Annotated in this window: 14 protein-coding genes and 1 tRNA gene; 3 read left to right on the top strand and 12 right to left on the bottom strand. The window is 62.0% G+C overall.

What is annotated here, in order from left to right; genetic code table 11:
• Nucleotides 1-47: 47 nt before the first annotated feature.
• Both AC1DYJ_RS21940 and AC1DYJ_RS21935 read right to left on the bottom strand, forming a co-directional pair.
• Complete coding sequence (locus AC1DYJ_RS21940) at nt 48-701, bottom strand: FkbM family methyltransferase (RefSeq protein WP_477426248.1); 654 nt, start codon at nt 699-701, stop codon at nt 48-50.
• A 118-nt stretch (nt 702-819) separates the two neighbouring features.
• Nucleotides 820-896: transfer RNA gene (locus tag AC1DYJ_RS21935), tRNA-Pro, on the bottom strand.
• Nucleotides 897-1175: 279 nt separating this feature from the next.
• On the opposite strand from AC1DYJ_RS21935, the gene AC1DYJ_RS21930 reads away from it, so the two are divergent.
• Together AC1DYJ_RS21930 and AC1DYJ_RS21925 are read left to right on the top strand one after the other, a co-directional pair.
• Nucleotides 1176-2144, top strand: a complete 969-nt coding sequence (locus AC1DYJ_RS21930; protein WP_477426246.1) for a glycosyltransferase family 8 protein — start codon at nt 1176-1178, stop codon at nt 2142-2144.
• 53 nt (nt 2145-2197) lie between these two features.
• The gene (locus AC1DYJ_RS21925; protein ID WP_477284821.1) at nt 2198-3181 is read left to right on the top strand and encodes a glycosyltransferase family 8 protein; all 984 of its coding nucleotides are present in this window, start codon (nt 2198-2200) and stop codon (nt 3179-3181) included.
• Nucleotides 3182-3213: 32 nt separating this feature from the next.
• Here the strand turns inward: AC1DYJ_RS21925 and AC1DYJ_RS21920 are convergent, their stop codons facing one another.
• From AC1DYJ_RS21920 to AC1DYJ_RS21900, 5 genes are all read right to left on the bottom strand, one after another.
• A complete protein-coding gene (locus AC1DYJ_RS21920; RefSeq protein WP_477284819.1) occupies nt 3214-3873 on the bottom strand; it encodes an FkbM family methyltransferase in 660 nt (219 codons plus the stop codon).
• Nucleotides 3874-4053: 180 nt separating this feature from the next.
• Nucleotides 4054-5334: an O-antigen ligase family protein gene (locus tag AC1DYJ_RS21915; protein WP_477284862.1), complete on the bottom strand. Its 1281-nt coding sequence runs from the start codon at nt 5332-5334 to the stop codon at nt 4054-4056.
• 17 nt (nt 5335-5351) lie between these two features.
• Nucleotides 5352-6887, bottom strand: a complete 1536-nt coding sequence (locus AC1DYJ_RS21910; RefSeq protein WP_477284817.1) for an undecaprenyl-phosphate glucose phosphotransferase — start codon at nt 6885-6887, stop codon at nt 5352-5354.
• A gap of 84 nt (nt 6888-6971) precedes the next feature.
• Entirely contained in the window at nt 6972-8102 is a 1131-nt protein-coding gene (locus tag AC1DYJ_RS21905; protein WP_477284815.1) for a glycosyltransferase, read from the bottom strand.
• 7 nt (nt 8103-8109) lie between these two features.
• Complete coding sequence (locus AC1DYJ_RS21900; RefSeq protein WP_477426244.1) at nt 8110-8673, bottom strand: polysaccharide biosynthesis/export family protein; 564 nt, start codon at nt 8671-8673, stop codon at nt 8110-8112.
• Between the two features lie 265 nt (nt 8674-8938).
• Between AC1DYJ_RS21900 and AC1DYJ_RS21895 the strand changes: the two genes are divergently transcribed.
• A complete protein-coding gene (locus tag AC1DYJ_RS21895; RefSeq protein WP_477284811.1) occupies nt 8939-11164 on the top strand; it encodes a GumC family protein in 2226 nt (741 codons plus the stop codon).
• 147 nt (nt 11165-11311) lie between these two features.
• Here the strand turns inward: AC1DYJ_RS21895 and AC1DYJ_RS21890 are convergent, their stop codons facing one another.
• The 5 genes from AC1DYJ_RS21890 to AC1DYJ_RS21870 all read right to left on the bottom strand — a co-directional run bounded on the left by AC1DYJ_RS21890 (nt 11312) and on the right by AC1DYJ_RS21870 (nt 16127).
• Entirely contained in the window at nt 11312-12148 is an 837-nt protein-coding gene (locus AC1DYJ_RS21890; protein ID WP_477284809.1) for a GNAT family N-acetyltransferase, read from the bottom strand.
• A 3-nt stretch (nt 12149-12151) separates the two neighbouring features.
• Nucleotides 12152-12898, bottom strand: a complete 747-nt coding sequence (locus AC1DYJ_RS21885; protein ID WP_477284860.1) for an aspartate/glutamate racemase family protein — start codon at nt 12896-12898, stop codon at nt 12152-12154.
• Nucleotides 12899-12900: 2 nt separating this feature from the next.
• Nucleotides 12901-13719 carry an ABC transporter permease gene (locus AC1DYJ_RS21880; protein WP_477284808.1) on the bottom strand — a complete coding sequence of 273 codons (819 nt, stop codon included), beginning with the start codon at nt 13717-13719 and terminating at the stop codon, nt 12901-12903.
• Nucleotide 13720: 1 nt separating this feature from the next.
• Nucleotides 13721-14632, bottom strand: coding sequence for an ABC transporter permease (locus tag AC1DYJ_RS21875; RefSeq protein WP_477284806.1), 912 nt, complete (start codon nt 14630-14632; stop codon nt 13721-13723).
• 205 nt (nt 14633-14837) lie between these two features.
• On the bottom strand, nt 14838-16127 hold the full coding sequence (locus tag AC1DYJ_RS21870) for an ABC transporter substrate-binding protein (RefSeq protein WP_477284804.1): 1290 nt from the start codon (nt 16125-16127) through the stop codon (nt 14838-14840).
• Nucleotides 16128-16130 lie beyond the last annotated feature (3 nt).

Here is a 16130-nt window from a genome sequence, read left to right as displayed (position 1 = left end):
AAGGGCTGAACTCAACCACGTGCGCGCAAGTCGAGCCGAACCGGTGCTCAGCCCCAGTTCAAGTTGATATTGCGGATGCCTTCCCGCCCGATGCGGTCGCGTAGCCTGTTGATCTGGGCAGCCAAGTCTGGCGAGAACCGTTCGTGCGTCTCGACCAGGATTTGCCCGATCGAACGATGAATGCCTGCATCGAGTATGGACTCGATGCATTCCGCCTCCGAGCCCTCTATGTCCATCTTGACGAYGGCGACAGGCTCGTCGAGGCCTCGCAGGAATTGCACCAGATCGACCACTTCAACTTCGAACCTGTTTCCCGCCGCATGTTGCGATGTTTGAATCAGGGATGACGCTTCGGTCCTACCGAGGTCCTCGACATTTGACCGCTGGTGCAATGTAGCTTTTCGAGCCGAGCCACCCACGGCCTTAGGAATAATCGTTACCCGATCGTTGTCGCCAAACCTTTTCGTCAAAACCTGGCGGGCGGTAGGGTCGGGCTCGAAGGCAATGACCCTCATCCCGTAGTCGAGCGCATGTCTTGTGACATCGCCAACATTGGCGCCAAGGTCGATGAACAGGCCGCCGGCGGGAACGTTCTTCATCAGCTGATGGAAGTCGTACTCGGCCTGTCTGTGCGGCCGGGGCCGCCACTGACGATAAAGCCGCCAGCGCAGCATGAATTCGAAATAGCTTTCTTTCAGCATGACCAAACCACCAGAGTTGGGATCTGGGCCAGCGGGCAGTTCGAATCGAAGTGTTTTGAAAGCATGAATTGCTCGGTGCCGGACAACGATCGATGACTAGGGATTTCAAGGATTTAAATGGTCGGAGTGGCCGGATTCGAACCGACGACCCCTTGACCCCCAGTCAAGTGCGCTACCGGGCTGCGCTACACTCCGGACCGCGCAAAGCCATATATTTTCAGTGGTTGTGGCGCAACCCCCGATTTCGAGTAGAAGGGGACAAACTGGAATTTTGAGCGGGAATGGCGGACTGCGAGACAATTTGCCCAGCGACCACCCCACGGACCTCCCAAATACAGGGCGGGCGAACGAGGCTCGCCGTACCGCCTGACCGACCTGTGCGCGCGGCAAGATCTGGCTGACATCCAACCTTGTCGGCGCAACCCCAAGGCGCTATGGGGTGCCGGGATAACATCGGTTTGAGGGTGCCCCGGCGTGGCAAGTTCCTGTTTTTTCCTTGCGACGGACCGAGGCTATTTGCCTTATGCTTGCCTGGCCACGCGCAGAATATTGGACGTGTCTGACCCGGCCACACCGGGTTTCATTCTTCATGTCGGCCTAAGCGAAGATGATCTGCGAATCGCCCGGCGGCTGCTCAAGGACCGGATCGAGTTCGTTGACGTGTCATCGGTCATGGAAAAGGTGGGCCTACGTTTCCGGGAGAGCAACGTCGGTACGTTCATTCGGCTCTTCGCCGATCTGATACCCGAATTCGAGGCCTACGACCGCATCGCCTATACCGACTGCGACGTGCTGTTCAACCGGGACATTGGCGACCTGGTCGGCCAGGAGCTGCACGCCCCGCTGCTGGCGGCTCATGACGACTACATGTACTTCCGGCCGGCTTACCGGCAGAAGATGTCGATGCAGCCCGGCGCTCCTTATTTCAACGCCGGTATCGTGGTTTTTGACATGGTGAGTGTGCGCCAGCAGGGGCTGATGGAGCGCTCCCGCCAGATTGCGGCCGAACGGCAGATAAACGACCAGAATGCGATGAACATCGTCTTCGAAGGCAAGTGGCAGACGATGCATCCGAACTGGAATTTGATGTCAAACGACACGAAAGAGTTTCGGTTCGCTCAGGCCTATGCGCGGCATTTTGCCGGCGGCAAGCCGTGGGGAAACCAGGTCGATGTGGAACTTGAGGCGCTTGCCGTCTGGCGCGACCTGGCAAAGGATACGCCCTGGCTTCAGCCCTTCCAGCAGCGCATTCCTTTCGAGCGGGGTGTCATGAGGCGGTTCGCCCGCAGGTTCGACGGCATCGTGGGAATGCTGCCAAACAAGGATCGCTATAGGCGGCGAGCCCTGCATGATGGCAACAAGGTGCATAAGATCTATGCCGAGCACGCTCTTGCCGGCGCCATGGCCGTCAAGTTTCCGGAAGTCCTCGGCGGTTTCGACTGAGATATCCGCGATATCTGCGACTTCAATCGGTAAGGTTCAGCGGGAGTTAGACTGTGTCGCTAAAGTCATGTTTCTTTTTCGCGACCGACCAGAGGTATTTCCCTTATACCTGCCTGGCGGCGCGCCGTGTGTTGGATTTATCCGGCCCTGTCGATGGCTTCATTTTGCACACCGGCGTCATTCCCAGCGAAGACCGATCTGTCGGCGAACGCTTGCTCGGCGGGAAGATTCGCGTCCTCGATGTCTCGAAATTCATGGAAGCGACGAACTTCAACCGTGGAACCCATCCTACGCTTGCGACCTACATCAGGCTGTTTGCCGATCAATTGCCTGAATTCGAGCCATATGACCGCATCGCCTATTCCGACGCCGACGTGCTTTTCAACCGATCGATTGCCGATCTCTGCAACAGCCCGCTCAACGCACCGTTGCTGGCGGCTCACGACGAGCAAACCTATTTCGATACGAAGTACAGGAAACATCTGCCGATGCAGCCTGGAGCGCCGAAATTCAATGCAGGCATTCTTGTATTCAACATGCCACTGCTCAGGCGTGAGGGGTTGCTGGAGCGTGCGCGACACTTCAGTTCCGAGCAGGTCTACGGGATGGACCAAGGCGCGTTGAACCTGGCTTTCGAAGGCAGGTGGCAGACAATGCACCCGTTCTGGAACGTTATGACCAACTACACCAGTCAGATCCCTTTCAGCAGGTGCTATGCCCGCCATTTCGCATGGGGGAAGCCGTGGGATCATCCGCCGATCGGTGTCGAGGTTGAAGCCATGGCTATCTACCGCGATCTGGCGAAAGGCACGCCCTGGGCCGGACGCTTCAGCCGCAGCTGGCCGATCAAGAGAGGTCTCTTGAAGAACCTCGGCCGCAAGTTCGATGCCATCAGCGGGATTTTGTTGAACGACGAGAAGCGCAAGAGAAGGGCGAGGTTCAACGCCGAAAAGGTCAGTGCTGTTTTTGCCGACCACGCTGATAATCTGATGATGGCCGTGCAGTACCCGGAGCGGGTCGCCGGCATAGCGAGATAAAGCAATCGCTTCGCCGCGCAGGAACTGGAGCTTTAACTCCAATCCAGATTGATGTTGCTGATATTTTCCCGCGCGACCCGGTCGCGCAGCTTGCCGATTCGCTCAGCCAACTCCGGCGAGAACCGTTCATGCGTTTCGACCCAGATTTGTCCGATCGAATGATGCAAGCCCGCATCGAGCATGGCTTCGATGCATTCGGCTTCGGCGCCTTCAATGTCCATCTTGACGACGGCGATCGGCCCATCGAGACCTTGCAGAAACGCAACCAGATCAACCACTTCAACTTCAAAGCTGTTGCCGTTCTCGTGTTCGTGCGTTTGGATCAGGGATGATGATTCAGTCCGGCGGCCATCATTGACGTCCGGCCGCTGATGGAATTGAGCCTTTCGTGCCGATCCACCGACGGCCTTCGGAATGATTGTCACCCGATCATTGCCGCCAAACCTTTTCGCGAGAGTTTTGCGGGCAATGGGGTCGGGCTCGAAAGCAAACACGCGCACCCCATAGGCAAGGGCATGCCCCGTGACATCGCCAACATTGGCGCCAAGGTCGATGAACAGGCTCCCGGCGGGAACTTTTCTCATGATCTGATGGAAATCATATTCGGCCTGCCGCAGTCGCCGCGGAGGTCTTTGCCACCGGCGGTACGCATACCACTTCAGCATGAACTCGAAATAGCTTTCCCTCAACATCGCCAGGCCTGTCAGATTGATAGCAGCTCACCAGCGCGGACTATTATCCAGCCCGGCAAGCAGCCAAAATTGGTTCGAAGTGTAAGTCACACTTAGCGACGTTTTTCCGCCACCACAACTTAAATGGACTACTCCGCGCGCCGAGCGGAAAGCATCCAATGACCTTCAACACAGCTGGGCTCAATCAGGCGGATTGCCGCTGGCCACCGCCTGCAATCCCCGCTGATGCCTGTATTCCAGCGCGATCGCGCCCCAGATCAGGCCGAGCAGCAGGTAGAGATGGCGCCAGTGGTCGATGTCGATGAAGGTGCCGAGCCCGATATTGCCGATGAAGGCGACGTAGGCGCACAAGAGATAGGGCTGCCACGGCCGGTCGCGCAAAAGGATGCGGAAGCCGGCGGCGATCGTCCACAAGGTCAGCGACAGGAACGAGACGAAGCCGAGCCAGCCATAGTCCATCAGCGTCTTCAGCCAGATGTCGTGCGTGTCTTCGCCAAAAATGGTGCCGAACACCAGCGGGCCGATGCCGAGCGGATGCTCGAGCGCCATCTGGAAGCCGATCGTGTAGCGGGCAAAACGGCCAAGCCGCGCCGTGTCGTAGCTCTGTTCCAGCTGGGCGCGGCTGGAAAACATCTCGCTGACGCCCGGCAGCTGCAGGATGACGATCATGGCGACCACCAGCAGCGTGATGGCAGCGATGGTCATGATGACGACGCGCAGCCGGAACTTGCCGCTGTTGCTCTGCAGGAACAGCGCGCCGGTGAGCAGGATCGCCGAGACGGCGAACATGCCCCAGGCGCCGCGCGAGAACGAAAAGAAGATGCCGGCGGTGATGATCAAAAGCGGCACCGCCAGAAGCGGCATGCGCGCGATCGACCCGGTCAACATGAGATAAAGCAGATAGATGCCGGGCAGCACCAGGAACGGTCCGAACACATTCGGGTCCTGGAAGGCGCCCTGGGCGCGGTCGTATCTGGTGAAGATCTCGGCGCCGGGGAAGACGTGGAAATAGCCGGCAATGCCGAGCAGCGCCGTCGCCACCGCGGAGAAGACATAGGCGATGAAGATCAGCCGGTAGAGGCCGGGCTGCACCGCCGTTACCGACGAGAAGAACACCGCTGTGAAGGCGAGGAACAGCGAAACGGCGAGATAGAGCGGCGTGTTGGCAAGATTGGCCATCTGCGTCATGGCGATCATGCCGCCAATGTTCATCGTGATCAGCAGCACCAGCAGCGGCGCCGCCGCTCGCGATATGCGCAGGCCAAACAGCGCCCACACGCCGATCAGCCCGACCATGAAGAGATCGTATGGCGCCGGCTCATCAATGACGAAGCCCGAGAGGAAGACGCCAAGAAACACCGCGCCTGAAGATATCAGTGCGATGAGCTTGGCGTTGACCGCGGGGGGCGGCAACGTGCTGACCGCGGCCCGCGGCAGCGGGTTGACCGCCGAAGGCGGCATCTCATGGGAAATCGCGCTCAATAGGCGTTTTCCGTATTGAGCAGCCGCAGCGGCGTCAGGATCAGGATGCGCAAATCGAACAGCATCGACCAGTTCTCGATGTAGTAGAGGTCGTACTCCGTGCGCATACGAATCTTTTCATTGGTGTCCATCTCGCCGCGCCAGCCATTGATCTGCGCCCAGCCGGTGACGCCGGGCTTGACCTTGTGGCGGGCGAAATAGCCGTCGACGACCTCGTTGTAGAGAAGGTTGTGCGACTGCGCCGCGATCGCATGCGGGCGCGGACCGACCAGCGACAGCGAGCCGAACAGCGCGTTGAAGAACTGCGGCAGTTCGTCGATCGAGCTTTTGCGGATGAAGCGGCCGACGCGGGTGACGCGCGGATCGTTCTTGGTCACCGTCTGCTTGGCGCTCGGGTCCGAGCGGTCGGTGTACATCGAGCGGAATTTGTAGACCTCGACGATCTCGTTGTTGAAGCCGTGCCGCTTCTGCTTGAACAGCACCGGCCCCTTGCTGTCGAGCTTGATGGCAATCGCGGTCACCAGCATCACCGGCGAAAACAGGATGATGCCGATCAGCGAGAAGACGATATCGAAAGCCCGCTTGGCAACCGAATCCCAGTCGTTGATCGGCCTGTCGAAGATGTCGAGCATCGGCACCGAGCCGATGTAGGAATAGGCGCGCGGGCGAAACTGCAGCGCGTTCGAATGCGCCGACAGCCGGATGTCGACCGGCAGCACCCAGAGCTTCTTCAGCAGCTGCAGCACCCGCGTTTCGGCGGTCAGCGGCAACGACACAATCAGCATGTCGATGCGTGCGATCCGGGCGAATTCCATCAGCTCCGAAATGGTGCCGAGCTTGGGATAGCCGGCCACGATCGGCGGCGAGCGCTTGTCGCCGCGGTCATCGAAGATGCCGCAGATGCGGATGTCGTTGTAGGGCTGTTTTTCCACCGAGCGGATCAGCATCTCGGCCGCCTTGCCGCCGCCGACGATGACGGCGCGGCGTTCCATGCGGCCGTCGCGCGCCCAGCGCCGGATCAGCTTCGACATCACCAGCCTGAGGCCGAACAGCAGAAGCAGGCCGACAACGAACCATGTGCCAAACAGCAGGCGCGAATAGTCCTCCGACATCTTCATGATGAAGGCCGTCAGCGCCATCAGCGCGAACGTGCCGGCCCACACCATCAGCACGCGGCCGAAGCTGGAGACCGGCCGCATCAGGGCCGAGATCTGGTAGCAGTCGGAGACGTCGAGCAGCACCACGGCCAGGAACGAGTCGGCGGCGATGGTCAGCGGATACTGCCAGGCGAGGTAAGTGAAGAAACCGACAAGATAAAAGTAGAGCACTAGCCCCGACAGGAACAGCAAGGCGAATTCGACGATGCGCAGCACGCCGCTGACCATGACCGGCGACATCGTATCGCGCCGGTACTGCGAGGCGACCTGGCGGGCGACGCTGTTCATGCCGCCGGGCGAGGGGGGCTCGGCAGGACCGTCGAATTTGCGCACCGCATCGGCCGAAAAGCGGCGCGTGGGGTCGGTCTCGTTCATCGGGTTTCCCACAAGCTTCCGCCATGACCATAGCAGAAGAGAGCTAAAAAAACCTTGAGACAACCTGTGGTTTTGGAAGGTAGCCTATCTGCTGAGCGCGGCGAAGTATGCCTTCTCGATGTCGGCGGCCATCACATCGACGCCGAAGCGCGCCTTGAGGCTTGCGGTGTCGGGCATGACGCGCCGATAGGCGTCGAGATCGCGTAGCGCGTCGCCCATCTTGTCGCCGAGTTGGCGCGGATCGGGACGGATCAGGGCAGGGGATCCCTCGCCGAAAATCTCGGGTATGCCGCCGACGGCTGTGGCGATAATCGGCCTGCCGGCGGCCAGCGTCTCCAGCACGATGTACGGCATGGCTTCCGCGCGCGATGGCACGACGACCAGCTCGGCCATCGCAAAGGCTTCGCGGGCTGGCATTGGGGGCAGGAAGCGGACCTGTTTTTCCAGCCCCAGTCGCTTCACCTGCGCATGGTAGCGCGGCAGGTCGTCGCCATCGCCGACCATGACCGCGGTCACGCGACGCTCAAGCTGGTGGCCTGCCATCGCCAGTGCCTCGATGAAAATGTCAGGCCCTTTGAGGTCGCGCATCATGCCGATGTAGAGCAGGTCGGCAGCGTCGGGCGCGGTCACCACCGGCTCGAACTCGGCGGCGCGCAGGCCGTTATAGACCAGCGTGTTGGGGATCGGCGGCTCGCCGACCTTCCTGCGGTAGGTGCGCCGCTCATAGTCGGAGACGAACAGCAGGCAGTCGGTGAAGCGCGCCATGAAGCGCTCCAGCGCGAAGAACAGCTTCCCGGTCGTCGTCGTTTCGTCATAGTGGAGGGAGCCACCATGTGGCGAATAAAGGCGGGCTACGCGAGACCTTGATACCCGCAACAATGAGCCGAACAGACGGGCATAGGCGCCACCCTTGGCGCCATGTCCGTGCAACACGTCCGGCCGCAATTCCTTGATGATTCGATAGGTGCGCCAGGCCGAGGCGAGGTCGCCCGGTCCGACATGGCGCTGCATTGGCGTGCGATGGATGCCGAGCGCCAGGCTGTCCCTCATCTGGTCGAACAGGCGTTCCTCGTATTCGCCGCCCGTGGTTGAATCGCAGACGATGCCGACAACATGTCCGGCGGCGAGCTGCGCCTCCGTCAGGTCGCGCACATGCCGGAAGATCCCGCCGACGGGTGAGCGAAAGCAGTGGACGATCCTGAGCTGGTCCGCCACGTTGATGTCAGAACAGGCGTTCGCGAACGTAGACGGTATCGCCAGGCAGCAAGGGGTCGGAGGTGACCACCCTTCCGGTCATCACCTTGCCGTTGATGTCGCGGGTGATGTCGACGCTTTCCTGGTTGGCGCGCGGCGAGAAGCCGCCGGCAATCGCGATCGCTTTCTGCACGGTCAGGCCCGGCACATAGGAATACTGGCCGGCCGCGCCCACTTCGCCCATGACGAAGATCGGCCGGTAACGGTCGATCTCGACCGACACGTCGGGGTCGCGCAGATAGCCCTGGCGCAATTTGTCGGCGATCTCTTTTTCCAGCTGCTGGGCCGTGTGGCCACGTGCCGGCACGGCGCCGACCAGCGGGAAGGACATGTAGCCGGACTGGTCGACGCTGTAGGTGTTGGTCAGCCCGTCCTGCTCGAACACGGTGACGCGGAYACGGTCGCCGGCGCCGAGCCGGTAGGGCTGGTCAAGCACTTCATGGAAGGCCGCCGGCGTCGGCCGGTAGCTGGAGCAGCCGGCGAGCATCGACAAGGCCAGCAGAGCGCGAAACAGACCAGCAGCGCTTTTCATGATCGGACACATACCTTCGTCGCTGTGGCCGCCATGACGCGGCGGCAAACCTTAAGGATCTGGGTTCGTTATCATCCTGTTAGGGTTAATGGCCGGTAAAGGGACGTGGCCGATTTGGCGGCAATCGACAAAAAGCCGAGTAGTTTCACGGCCTTTGTTTACCCGCTGTCAGCAAACCCTAATGGCTGCTTACCGCCATCTTAACGCCTGAGTTACCATAGTTGTTTACGGTACTTCCTAGACTCATGTTCCGGAGCAGGAATGCATGTCCGTTCAGTCCGCGGCCGCAGATGTCGATGTCGACCTGAGACAGCTCTTCGCCAGCCTGGCGAGGAACTGGCTGCGCATCCTTGTGGTCACGCTCGTCGTCACCGGTCTCGCCTTCGCCTTCGCCTGGCTCGCCACGCCGCATTACAAGGCGACGACGCAGCTGAAAATCCAGCTGAGCGAATCGGCTTATACGCGGCCTGCCGGCACCAATGACGACGACAAACCTGTGCTCGATGCGGAAGGCGTGGCAACCGAGGTTCAGGTCATTTCCTCGTCCGACATTCTCAATAAGGTGGCTGAAGACCTGAACCTGGGCGACAAGCCCGAATTCAACGATGCGCTCGACATGTCGCCGGTGAGCTGGCTTCTGGTCACTGCTGGCCTGAAAAGCGACCCGCAAGAGATTCCGCTTGAAGAGCGCGTGCTGATGAAGATGCGCGACAATCTCAACGTCTATGGCGTGGAAAAGACGCGCGCCATCGCCATCGAATTTTCCTCGGAAGATCCCAAGCTCGCCGCCGAGGTTCCCAACGCCATTGCCGCCCGCTACCTGGCCTACCAGGCGGATGCCAAGACCAAGTCGAACGCCGCCGCGACCGCCTTCCTGGGGCCGGAGATCGACGAATTGCAGAAGCAGGTCAGGGATGCCGAGGCCAAGGTCGCGGCCTTCCGCTCCGCCCAATCGGACCTGTTGATGGGCGGCAACAATTCGGTTCTGGCGACACAGCAATTGTCCGAACTGTCGACGGAGCTGTCGCGTGTGCGGGCCAACCGCGCCTCGGCCGAGGCGACGGCCGAAAGGGTGCGCCAGGCTTTGCAGAATGGCGGCTCTCTCGATGCCGTGCCCGAAGTCCTGTCTTCCGACTTGATCGGCCGGCTGCGTGAGCGCCAGATCGAGCTGAAGACCAACATCGCCGATCTTTCCACCACCTTGCTCGACAACCATCCGCGCCTGCGGGCGATGCGGTCGCAGCTTGCCGATCTCGACGGTCAGATTCGCAACGAGGCCCAAAAGATCATGCGCGGGTTGCTGACGCAGGCGCAGACCGCCCAGGCACGCGAAAACCAGCTGATATCGGACGTCAACAAGTTGAAGGCGGCGTCGTCGCGCGCCGGCGAGGAACAGGTCCAGCTGGATGCGCTGCAGCGTGAGGCGAACGTCCGGCGCCAGCAGCTTGAATCCTATATGACAAGTTTCCGCGAAGTGTCCTCGCGCAAGAACTATCTGCCGGTCGACGCCAGCGTGTTTTCCGAGGCGCGCGTGCCGTCGGAACCCTATTTCCCCAAACTGGTCCCGATCGTCGGTGCCGCTTTCGTCGGCTCGCTGCTGCTGATGTCGGTCATCACGCTTCTGCAGGAGCTGTTTTCGGGCCGCGCCATGCGTCCGGCGCCCGGCGCCCGGTACGAGCGCATCGAGCAGGTCGCAATGCCGGCCATGTCGGCGCCGGTTGTCGAGCCGGAACCGGCGGCTGCGGTCGTGGACGTGGACGATCAGCGGACGGCCATGGAATCCGAACTGGAGCCAAAGGCGACGGTAACCGAATCGGCACCCACAGCGCAGGAAGAACCGGCGGTCGCAGACCCCGAACCCGAACCTGAGCCCCAATCGGCACGCTCCAGCCTTGGCGAAATCGATGTCGAGAAGGCGGCGGAAAAGCTGATCGCCAGTGGTGCTGCACGCGCTATCTTCGTCTCGCCGGAAGGCGATGAGGCGGCGGCCTCGGCCGTGCTGGTGGCGCGCGAGGTCTCCGACGCCGGCCTGCGCGTGCTGCTGCTCGATCTCACAGCGTCGGGTGCGGCCTCGCGGCCGATGCTGGACAGCGGACTGTTCCCCGGCATCACCAATCTGCTGGCTTCGGAAGCGCAGTTCAGCGACGTCATCCACGCCGACCTCTATTCCGACTGCCATGTCGTTCCCGTAGGCACCGCGGACCCGGTTCGCGCCATGCGCGCCGCCGACCGGCTGCCGATCATCATGCAGTCGCTGACCACCGCCTATGATCTGGTCATTGTCGAATGCGGACCGGCCGACGCGAACGGCATCAGCCGGCTGGTCGGCGACAGCACCGAGGTCTTCCTCTCCGTGCTGCAAGCCGACGACGAGGTGGCGCAGGCCGCCGTCAAGCTGATCGAAAGCGGCTATCCCGACCTCACTCTGGTGACGCCGATTGGCCATGAGACGCCGGGACACCCCGTGCCGGGACGACGTAGCGCCGCCTGAGACATCAGACACTTCACCTTAGGCGGCGCCCGCCAGTTTCTTGCCCCACCAGTCCATCGCGCGCCGGTTCCAAAAAGCCAAATCTGTCAGCTGTGCGGTGTGAAGAAACGCAAGCGCCTGGCCAAGCCTGTCAGGCTGCGCCGGGATCTAGCCTAACTCCAGGGTTGTCACGCCAAATATTCGGCGCGAGTCGACGTTCGGAGGCGGGCCTTTGTACATGCGGGTGGTGCTGAAGGTCGGCGTGAAACCAATCGCTGCAAGCGCCGCGGTGAAATCGATATTGCCGGCTGGAACGTCGATATGCAGGTCGCCGCCTTGGCATGCACCAGCCAGACTGCCCAACAGTTGCATCGCCGTCTCGGTGTCGTCGGCAAACAGCGGGCCGATTTTGTAACCCGAACGGCAGGGACGAGCCACGGCGTAACCTATGGTGCCGAGTGAACTGATCGCGGCGAACCCGACATGCGGTGGTTGCGGCCAACGGTGCAGGAAGGCTCGCCGGGGTGCGGGGAAGCATTGGGCGTCATAGGCGATGATGTCGGGCACGAGTTGCGTGGTTATCACGCGCATCCCTTCGCTACGGACGGACGGGATCGCGGTACGGCCGCTGAAGCGGATAGTTTCGTAAGCCGGCCTGAATCCCTTGCGCCGGTAGTTGGCCAGTTGCGCTGCGACGCCGTCGAGGCCGACTGTTCTGCCGGCCAGCCTGGCCATGCCGGCGCTCCACACCGCTTTGCCATGGCCTCGGCCGCGCATATCTGGTCGGCAGATGTAGAGGCCGATGAAACCGAATGTGCTGCCATAGGCGACAGCCGAGATGGCGGCGGCCAACTCGTTGCCGACGAAGGCGCCGATGAAGCCTTCAGGGTCGGTTGGCTGAAACGCGGCGGCGTCGTCAAGGCCAGGGTTCCAGCCTTCGGCGGCCGCCCAGTCGATAAGAACAGCCAATTCTTGTAGCGACAGTGCACGGATGGTCGGCTTCATGGCTCACTCCGCGGCGATAGTTCCGGGCGAGAAGGATTTCAGCACGCCGCGATAGGGCTTGGCCAGCGGGCTGGCATAGGCGCCGCGCTTCGAGGTCGAGAGCCCCAGTGCGATCAGCGCCTCAGCCTGTTTCAGCGCCGCGCCGACGCCGTCGATGACCGGCAGGTCGAACTCTTCCTGCAACCGATGGGCCAGGTCGGCCATACCGGCGCAGCCGAGCACGATGGCCTCCGCGCGGTCCTCCTCGATGGCGCGTGCGATCTCGGCGCGCAGTTTCGCCACCGCGCCCGAGGCCGGGTCTTCGAGGGAGAGCACGGGAATGTCGGCGGCGCGCACGCGGGCACGCCCGGCCATGCCGTAGCGCTGCACCAGTCCCTCGACAGGGACACGCGAACGTTCGGTGGTCGTCACCACGGTGAAGCGCTGGGCGATGAATGACGCGACGCTGAGGGCGGCCTCGCAAATGCCGATAACGGGGATGGCAGACATGGCGCGTGCGGCGTCCAGGCCGGTATCGTCGAAACAGGCAATGATGGCTGCCTGCGCGCCGGCACGCTCACCGGCAGCGATTTCCACCAGCAGGCCAGGCACGGCGAGCGCCTCGTCATAATAGCCCTCGATAGACGCCGGACCCATGGAGGAGGTGACGGCCACCACCTCTGTCCAGGCGCCGGCGACGGCTCGAGCCGCTGCCGCTATCGTCTCAGTCATGCTCGCCGTCGTGTTGGGGTTCACCACCAGTATCTGCACGATCACGTTCTCGCCCGGCGGCGGCCGACATAGAGGATAGCGCCCAGCGTCGCCAGGATCACCAGGAAGGAGAACACGGTGGTCACCGTGCCCAGCGCGTAGAGCACCGGGGTCGTGACGTTGGTGGTCATGCCATAGATCTCGAGTGGCAGCGTGTTGAAGGTGCCCGACGTCATCAGCGTCCGAGCGAACTCGTCATAGGACAGCGTGAAGCCGAACAGGCCGACGCCGATCAGGCTCGGCGCGATCATCGGCAGCACGACATGGGCGAAGGTCTGCCACGACGACGCACCCAGGTCGCGCGCGGCTTCCTCGTAGGCTGGCGAGAAGCGGTTGAAGACGGCAAACATGATGAGCACGCCGAAGGGCAAGGTCCAGGTCAGATGCGCGCCGAAGGCCGACGTGTACCAGGCTGGGCGGAGCCCGACCTGTTGGAAGACGACGCCGATGCCGAGCGAAATGATGATCGAGGGTACGACGAGGCTGGCCACCGCCAGATAGAACAATGCGGTGGCGCCGCGAAATTTCTGCCGGAAAGCAAGTCCCGCCAGCAGCGACACCACAACGGTGACGACCATCACCATCAGGCCCAGCACCAGTGAGCGCTTGAAGCTGCCGCCGAAATCGCCGACCGCCTGGCGCTCGAACAGATTGGCGAACCAGTGCAGCGACACGCCGTTGAGCGGGAAGGTCAGGCCGCCGGTCTCGCCCTGGAAAGACAGGATCAGGATCGCCGACAGCGGGCCGTAGAGGAACAGCACGAACAGCGTGAAGAAGGCCGCAAGCACATAGAATTCGAGGGTGCGTTTTTCGTGGCTCACCTCAGAGCTCCTTGCGGATGTCGACGATGCGCAGGATGCCGGCGACCATCAAAAGCACCAGCACCAGCAGCACGACCGCATTGGCGGCGGCCGCCGGATACTGCAGAAGCGACATCTGGTTCTTCATCATCAACGCCACCGAGGCGCTCTGGCCGCCCGACATCACCTGCACGGTGGAGAAATCGGCCATCACCAAGGTGACGACGAAGATGGTGCCGATCGCCATGCCGGGCTTGGCCAGCGGGATGACGACGTTCCACAGCACCTGCCAGCCTGAGGCGCCGGCGTCGCGCGCGGCCTCGAACAGCGAACGGTCGATACGCATCAGCGTGTTGAAGATCGGCGTCACCATGAACAGCGTGTAGAGATGCACCATGGCGAGCACGACGGCGAATTCGGAATACAGCAGCCATTCGATGGGTTTTGGCACCAGCCCCAATTGCACCAGCGTCGAGTTGATCAAGCCGTTGCGGCCGAGCACCGGGATCCACGAAATCATGCGGATGATGTTGGAGGTCAGGAACGGCACGGTGCAGACCAGGAACAGCACCATCTGCATGGCCGTGGTGCGGATATGGAAGGCGAGGAAATAGGCCACCCAGAAGCCGATGAACAAGGTCAGCGCCCAGACGATGGCTGCGAATTTGATGGTGTTGAGATAGGTCTTCCAAGTGACCCAGGAGCCAAGCACATCGGAATAGTTCGTCGTCAGGAAATCCGGATACATGGCGGCGAAGTCGTAATCCCAGAAGGACACGACGGCGATCATGATGATGGGCAGCAGCAGGAACGCGCCGAGGATGAGTGCCAGCGGTGCCGATTGGAGATAGGGCGTGACGGCGCTGAGGGACAAGCGGCGCCGCTTGCCGGGTGTGGCGGCTGCGATTGCGGGGCGTTCGAGCGCGACGGTCATCAATGCTCTCAGTGCAGGTTTGCGGAGCGGCCTTTCCTTCTCCCCTTGTGGGAGAAGGTGGCCTCGCGCAGCGAGGTCGGATGAGGGGTGTTCCAGCTTGGCAATGACGGCACTCCGTCCCGCACGCCTCATCCGTCTCGGCGCTACGCGCCGATCCACCTTCTCCCACAAGGGGAGAAGGTGAAGAGGAGGGGGCGCTTGTTCCTTACGCCGCGATGAACTCGTTCCAGCGCTTCACCATGTAGCGGTCCTCGTCCATCACCGAGTTCCAGCAGGCGACCTTGCCCATGCGTTCCTCGAACGAGCCGCCGTCGCGCACGGCGCCGGCCTTTTCCATGACGGTGCCGTCGGGCGCCTTGATCTCGCCCTTGGCCGGCTTGCCCTCGATCCAGTAGCCCCATTCGTCCTCGGTCATGAACTTCTTGGCCGAGACCATGTTGGCTGAGTAGTAGCCCTGGCGGTTGAGATAGCCGCCGACCCAGCCGGACGTGTACCAGTTGATGTATTCGTAGGCCGCGTCGAGCTCGGCGCCCTTGAGATGGGCGGCAAGGCCAAGGCCGCCGCCCCAGGAGCGATAGCCTTCCTTGAGCGGCTGGAAGCGGCAGGCGATGCCCTTGGAGCGCACGGCGGCCACGGCCGGCGACCACATCGACTGGATCACCACTTCGCCCGACGCCATCAGGTTGACGCTCTCGTCGAACGACTTCCAGAAGGCGCGGAACTGGCCGGCCTGCTTGGCCTTGATCAGGAAGTCGATCGTCTTGTCGATCTCTTCCTTGGTCATGTTGCCCTTGTCGGCATATTTGATGTTGCCGGTGGCCTCCATAATCATGGCCGCATCCATGATGCCGATCGACGGGATGTTGAGGATGGCGGTCTTGCCCTTGAAGGCCGGGTCCATGATGTCGGCCCAGGTGGTGATGTCGCGGCCGACGAGGTCGGGACGGATGCCGAGCGTGTCGGCATTGTAGATCGTCGGCACCATGGTGAACCAGTTGGTGGGGGCCTTGGCGAAGGTCTTTGAGTCCTGCGCCTCGACATAGCCGACCGTGTGCGGCGCGGTGCCCTGGGCGATGACGCTGTCGGGCGTCAGCTTGCCGGTTTTGAACAGCGGCACCAGCTCGTCGTAATATTTCAGCTTGCTGACATCCATCGGCTGCAGCACGCCGCTCGGGAACACCTTCTTGCAGATCCAGTATTCGATGTCGGCGATGTCGTAGCTGTCCGGCTGGGTCACGGCGCGCTGGGCGGCGGCGTCGGAATCGGTCGCCGTCATCTCAAGCGTGATGCCGAGGTCGGCCTTGCACTTGTCGGCGATGGCGTTGAGGTTCGACACGCCGGTGCCGAACTGGCGCAGCGTGATGTTGGACTGCGCCCAGATGGTCGGGAAGCCGGTGATGACGCCGGAGCCTGCGGCGAGGCCGACGGCGGCGGCGCCCGTCTTGAGCAGCGAGCGGCGCGAAATGCCAGTCTTGGTTTGCGGTGTGTTTGTCATGTC

Source organism: Mesorhizobium sp. P2_B11 (assembly GCF_056404855.1).
Note: the sequence above shows the minus strand (reverse complement) of the source record. Positions and strands in the feature narration are given on the sequence as shown.

Bases quoted from the DNA above. Each gene is read 5' to 3' on its own strand.
- AC1DYJ_RS21920 (WP_477284819.1), bottom strand. From the start codon at position 3,873: ATGTTGAGGGAAAGCTATTTCGAGTTCATGCTGAAGTGGTATGCGTAC.
- AC1DYJ_RS21915 (WP_477284862.1), bottom strand. From the start codon at position 5,334: ATGCCGCCTTCGGCGGTCAACCCGCTGCCGCGGGCCGCGGTCAGCACG.
- AC1DYJ_RS21910 (WP_477284817.1), bottom strand. From the start codon at position 6,887: ATGAACGAGACCGACCCCACGCGCCGCTTTTCGGCCGATGCGGTGCGC.
- AC1DYJ_RS21895 (WP_477284811.1), top strand. From the start codon at position 8,939: ATGTCCGTTCAGTCCGCGGCCGCAGATGTCGATGTCGACCTGAGACAG.
- AC1DYJ_RS21890 (WP_477284809.1), bottom strand. From the start codon at position 12,148: ATGAAGCCGACCATCCGTGCACTGTCGCTACAAGAATTGGCTGTTCTT.
- AC1DYJ_RS21875 (WP_477284806.1), bottom strand. From the start codon at position 14,632: ATGACCGTCGCGCTCGAACGCCCCGCAATCGCAGCCGCCACACCCGGC.
- AC1DYJ_RS21870 (WP_477284804.1), bottom strand. From the start codon at position 16,127: ATGACAAACACACCGCAAACCAAGACTGGCATTTCGCGCCGCTCGCTG.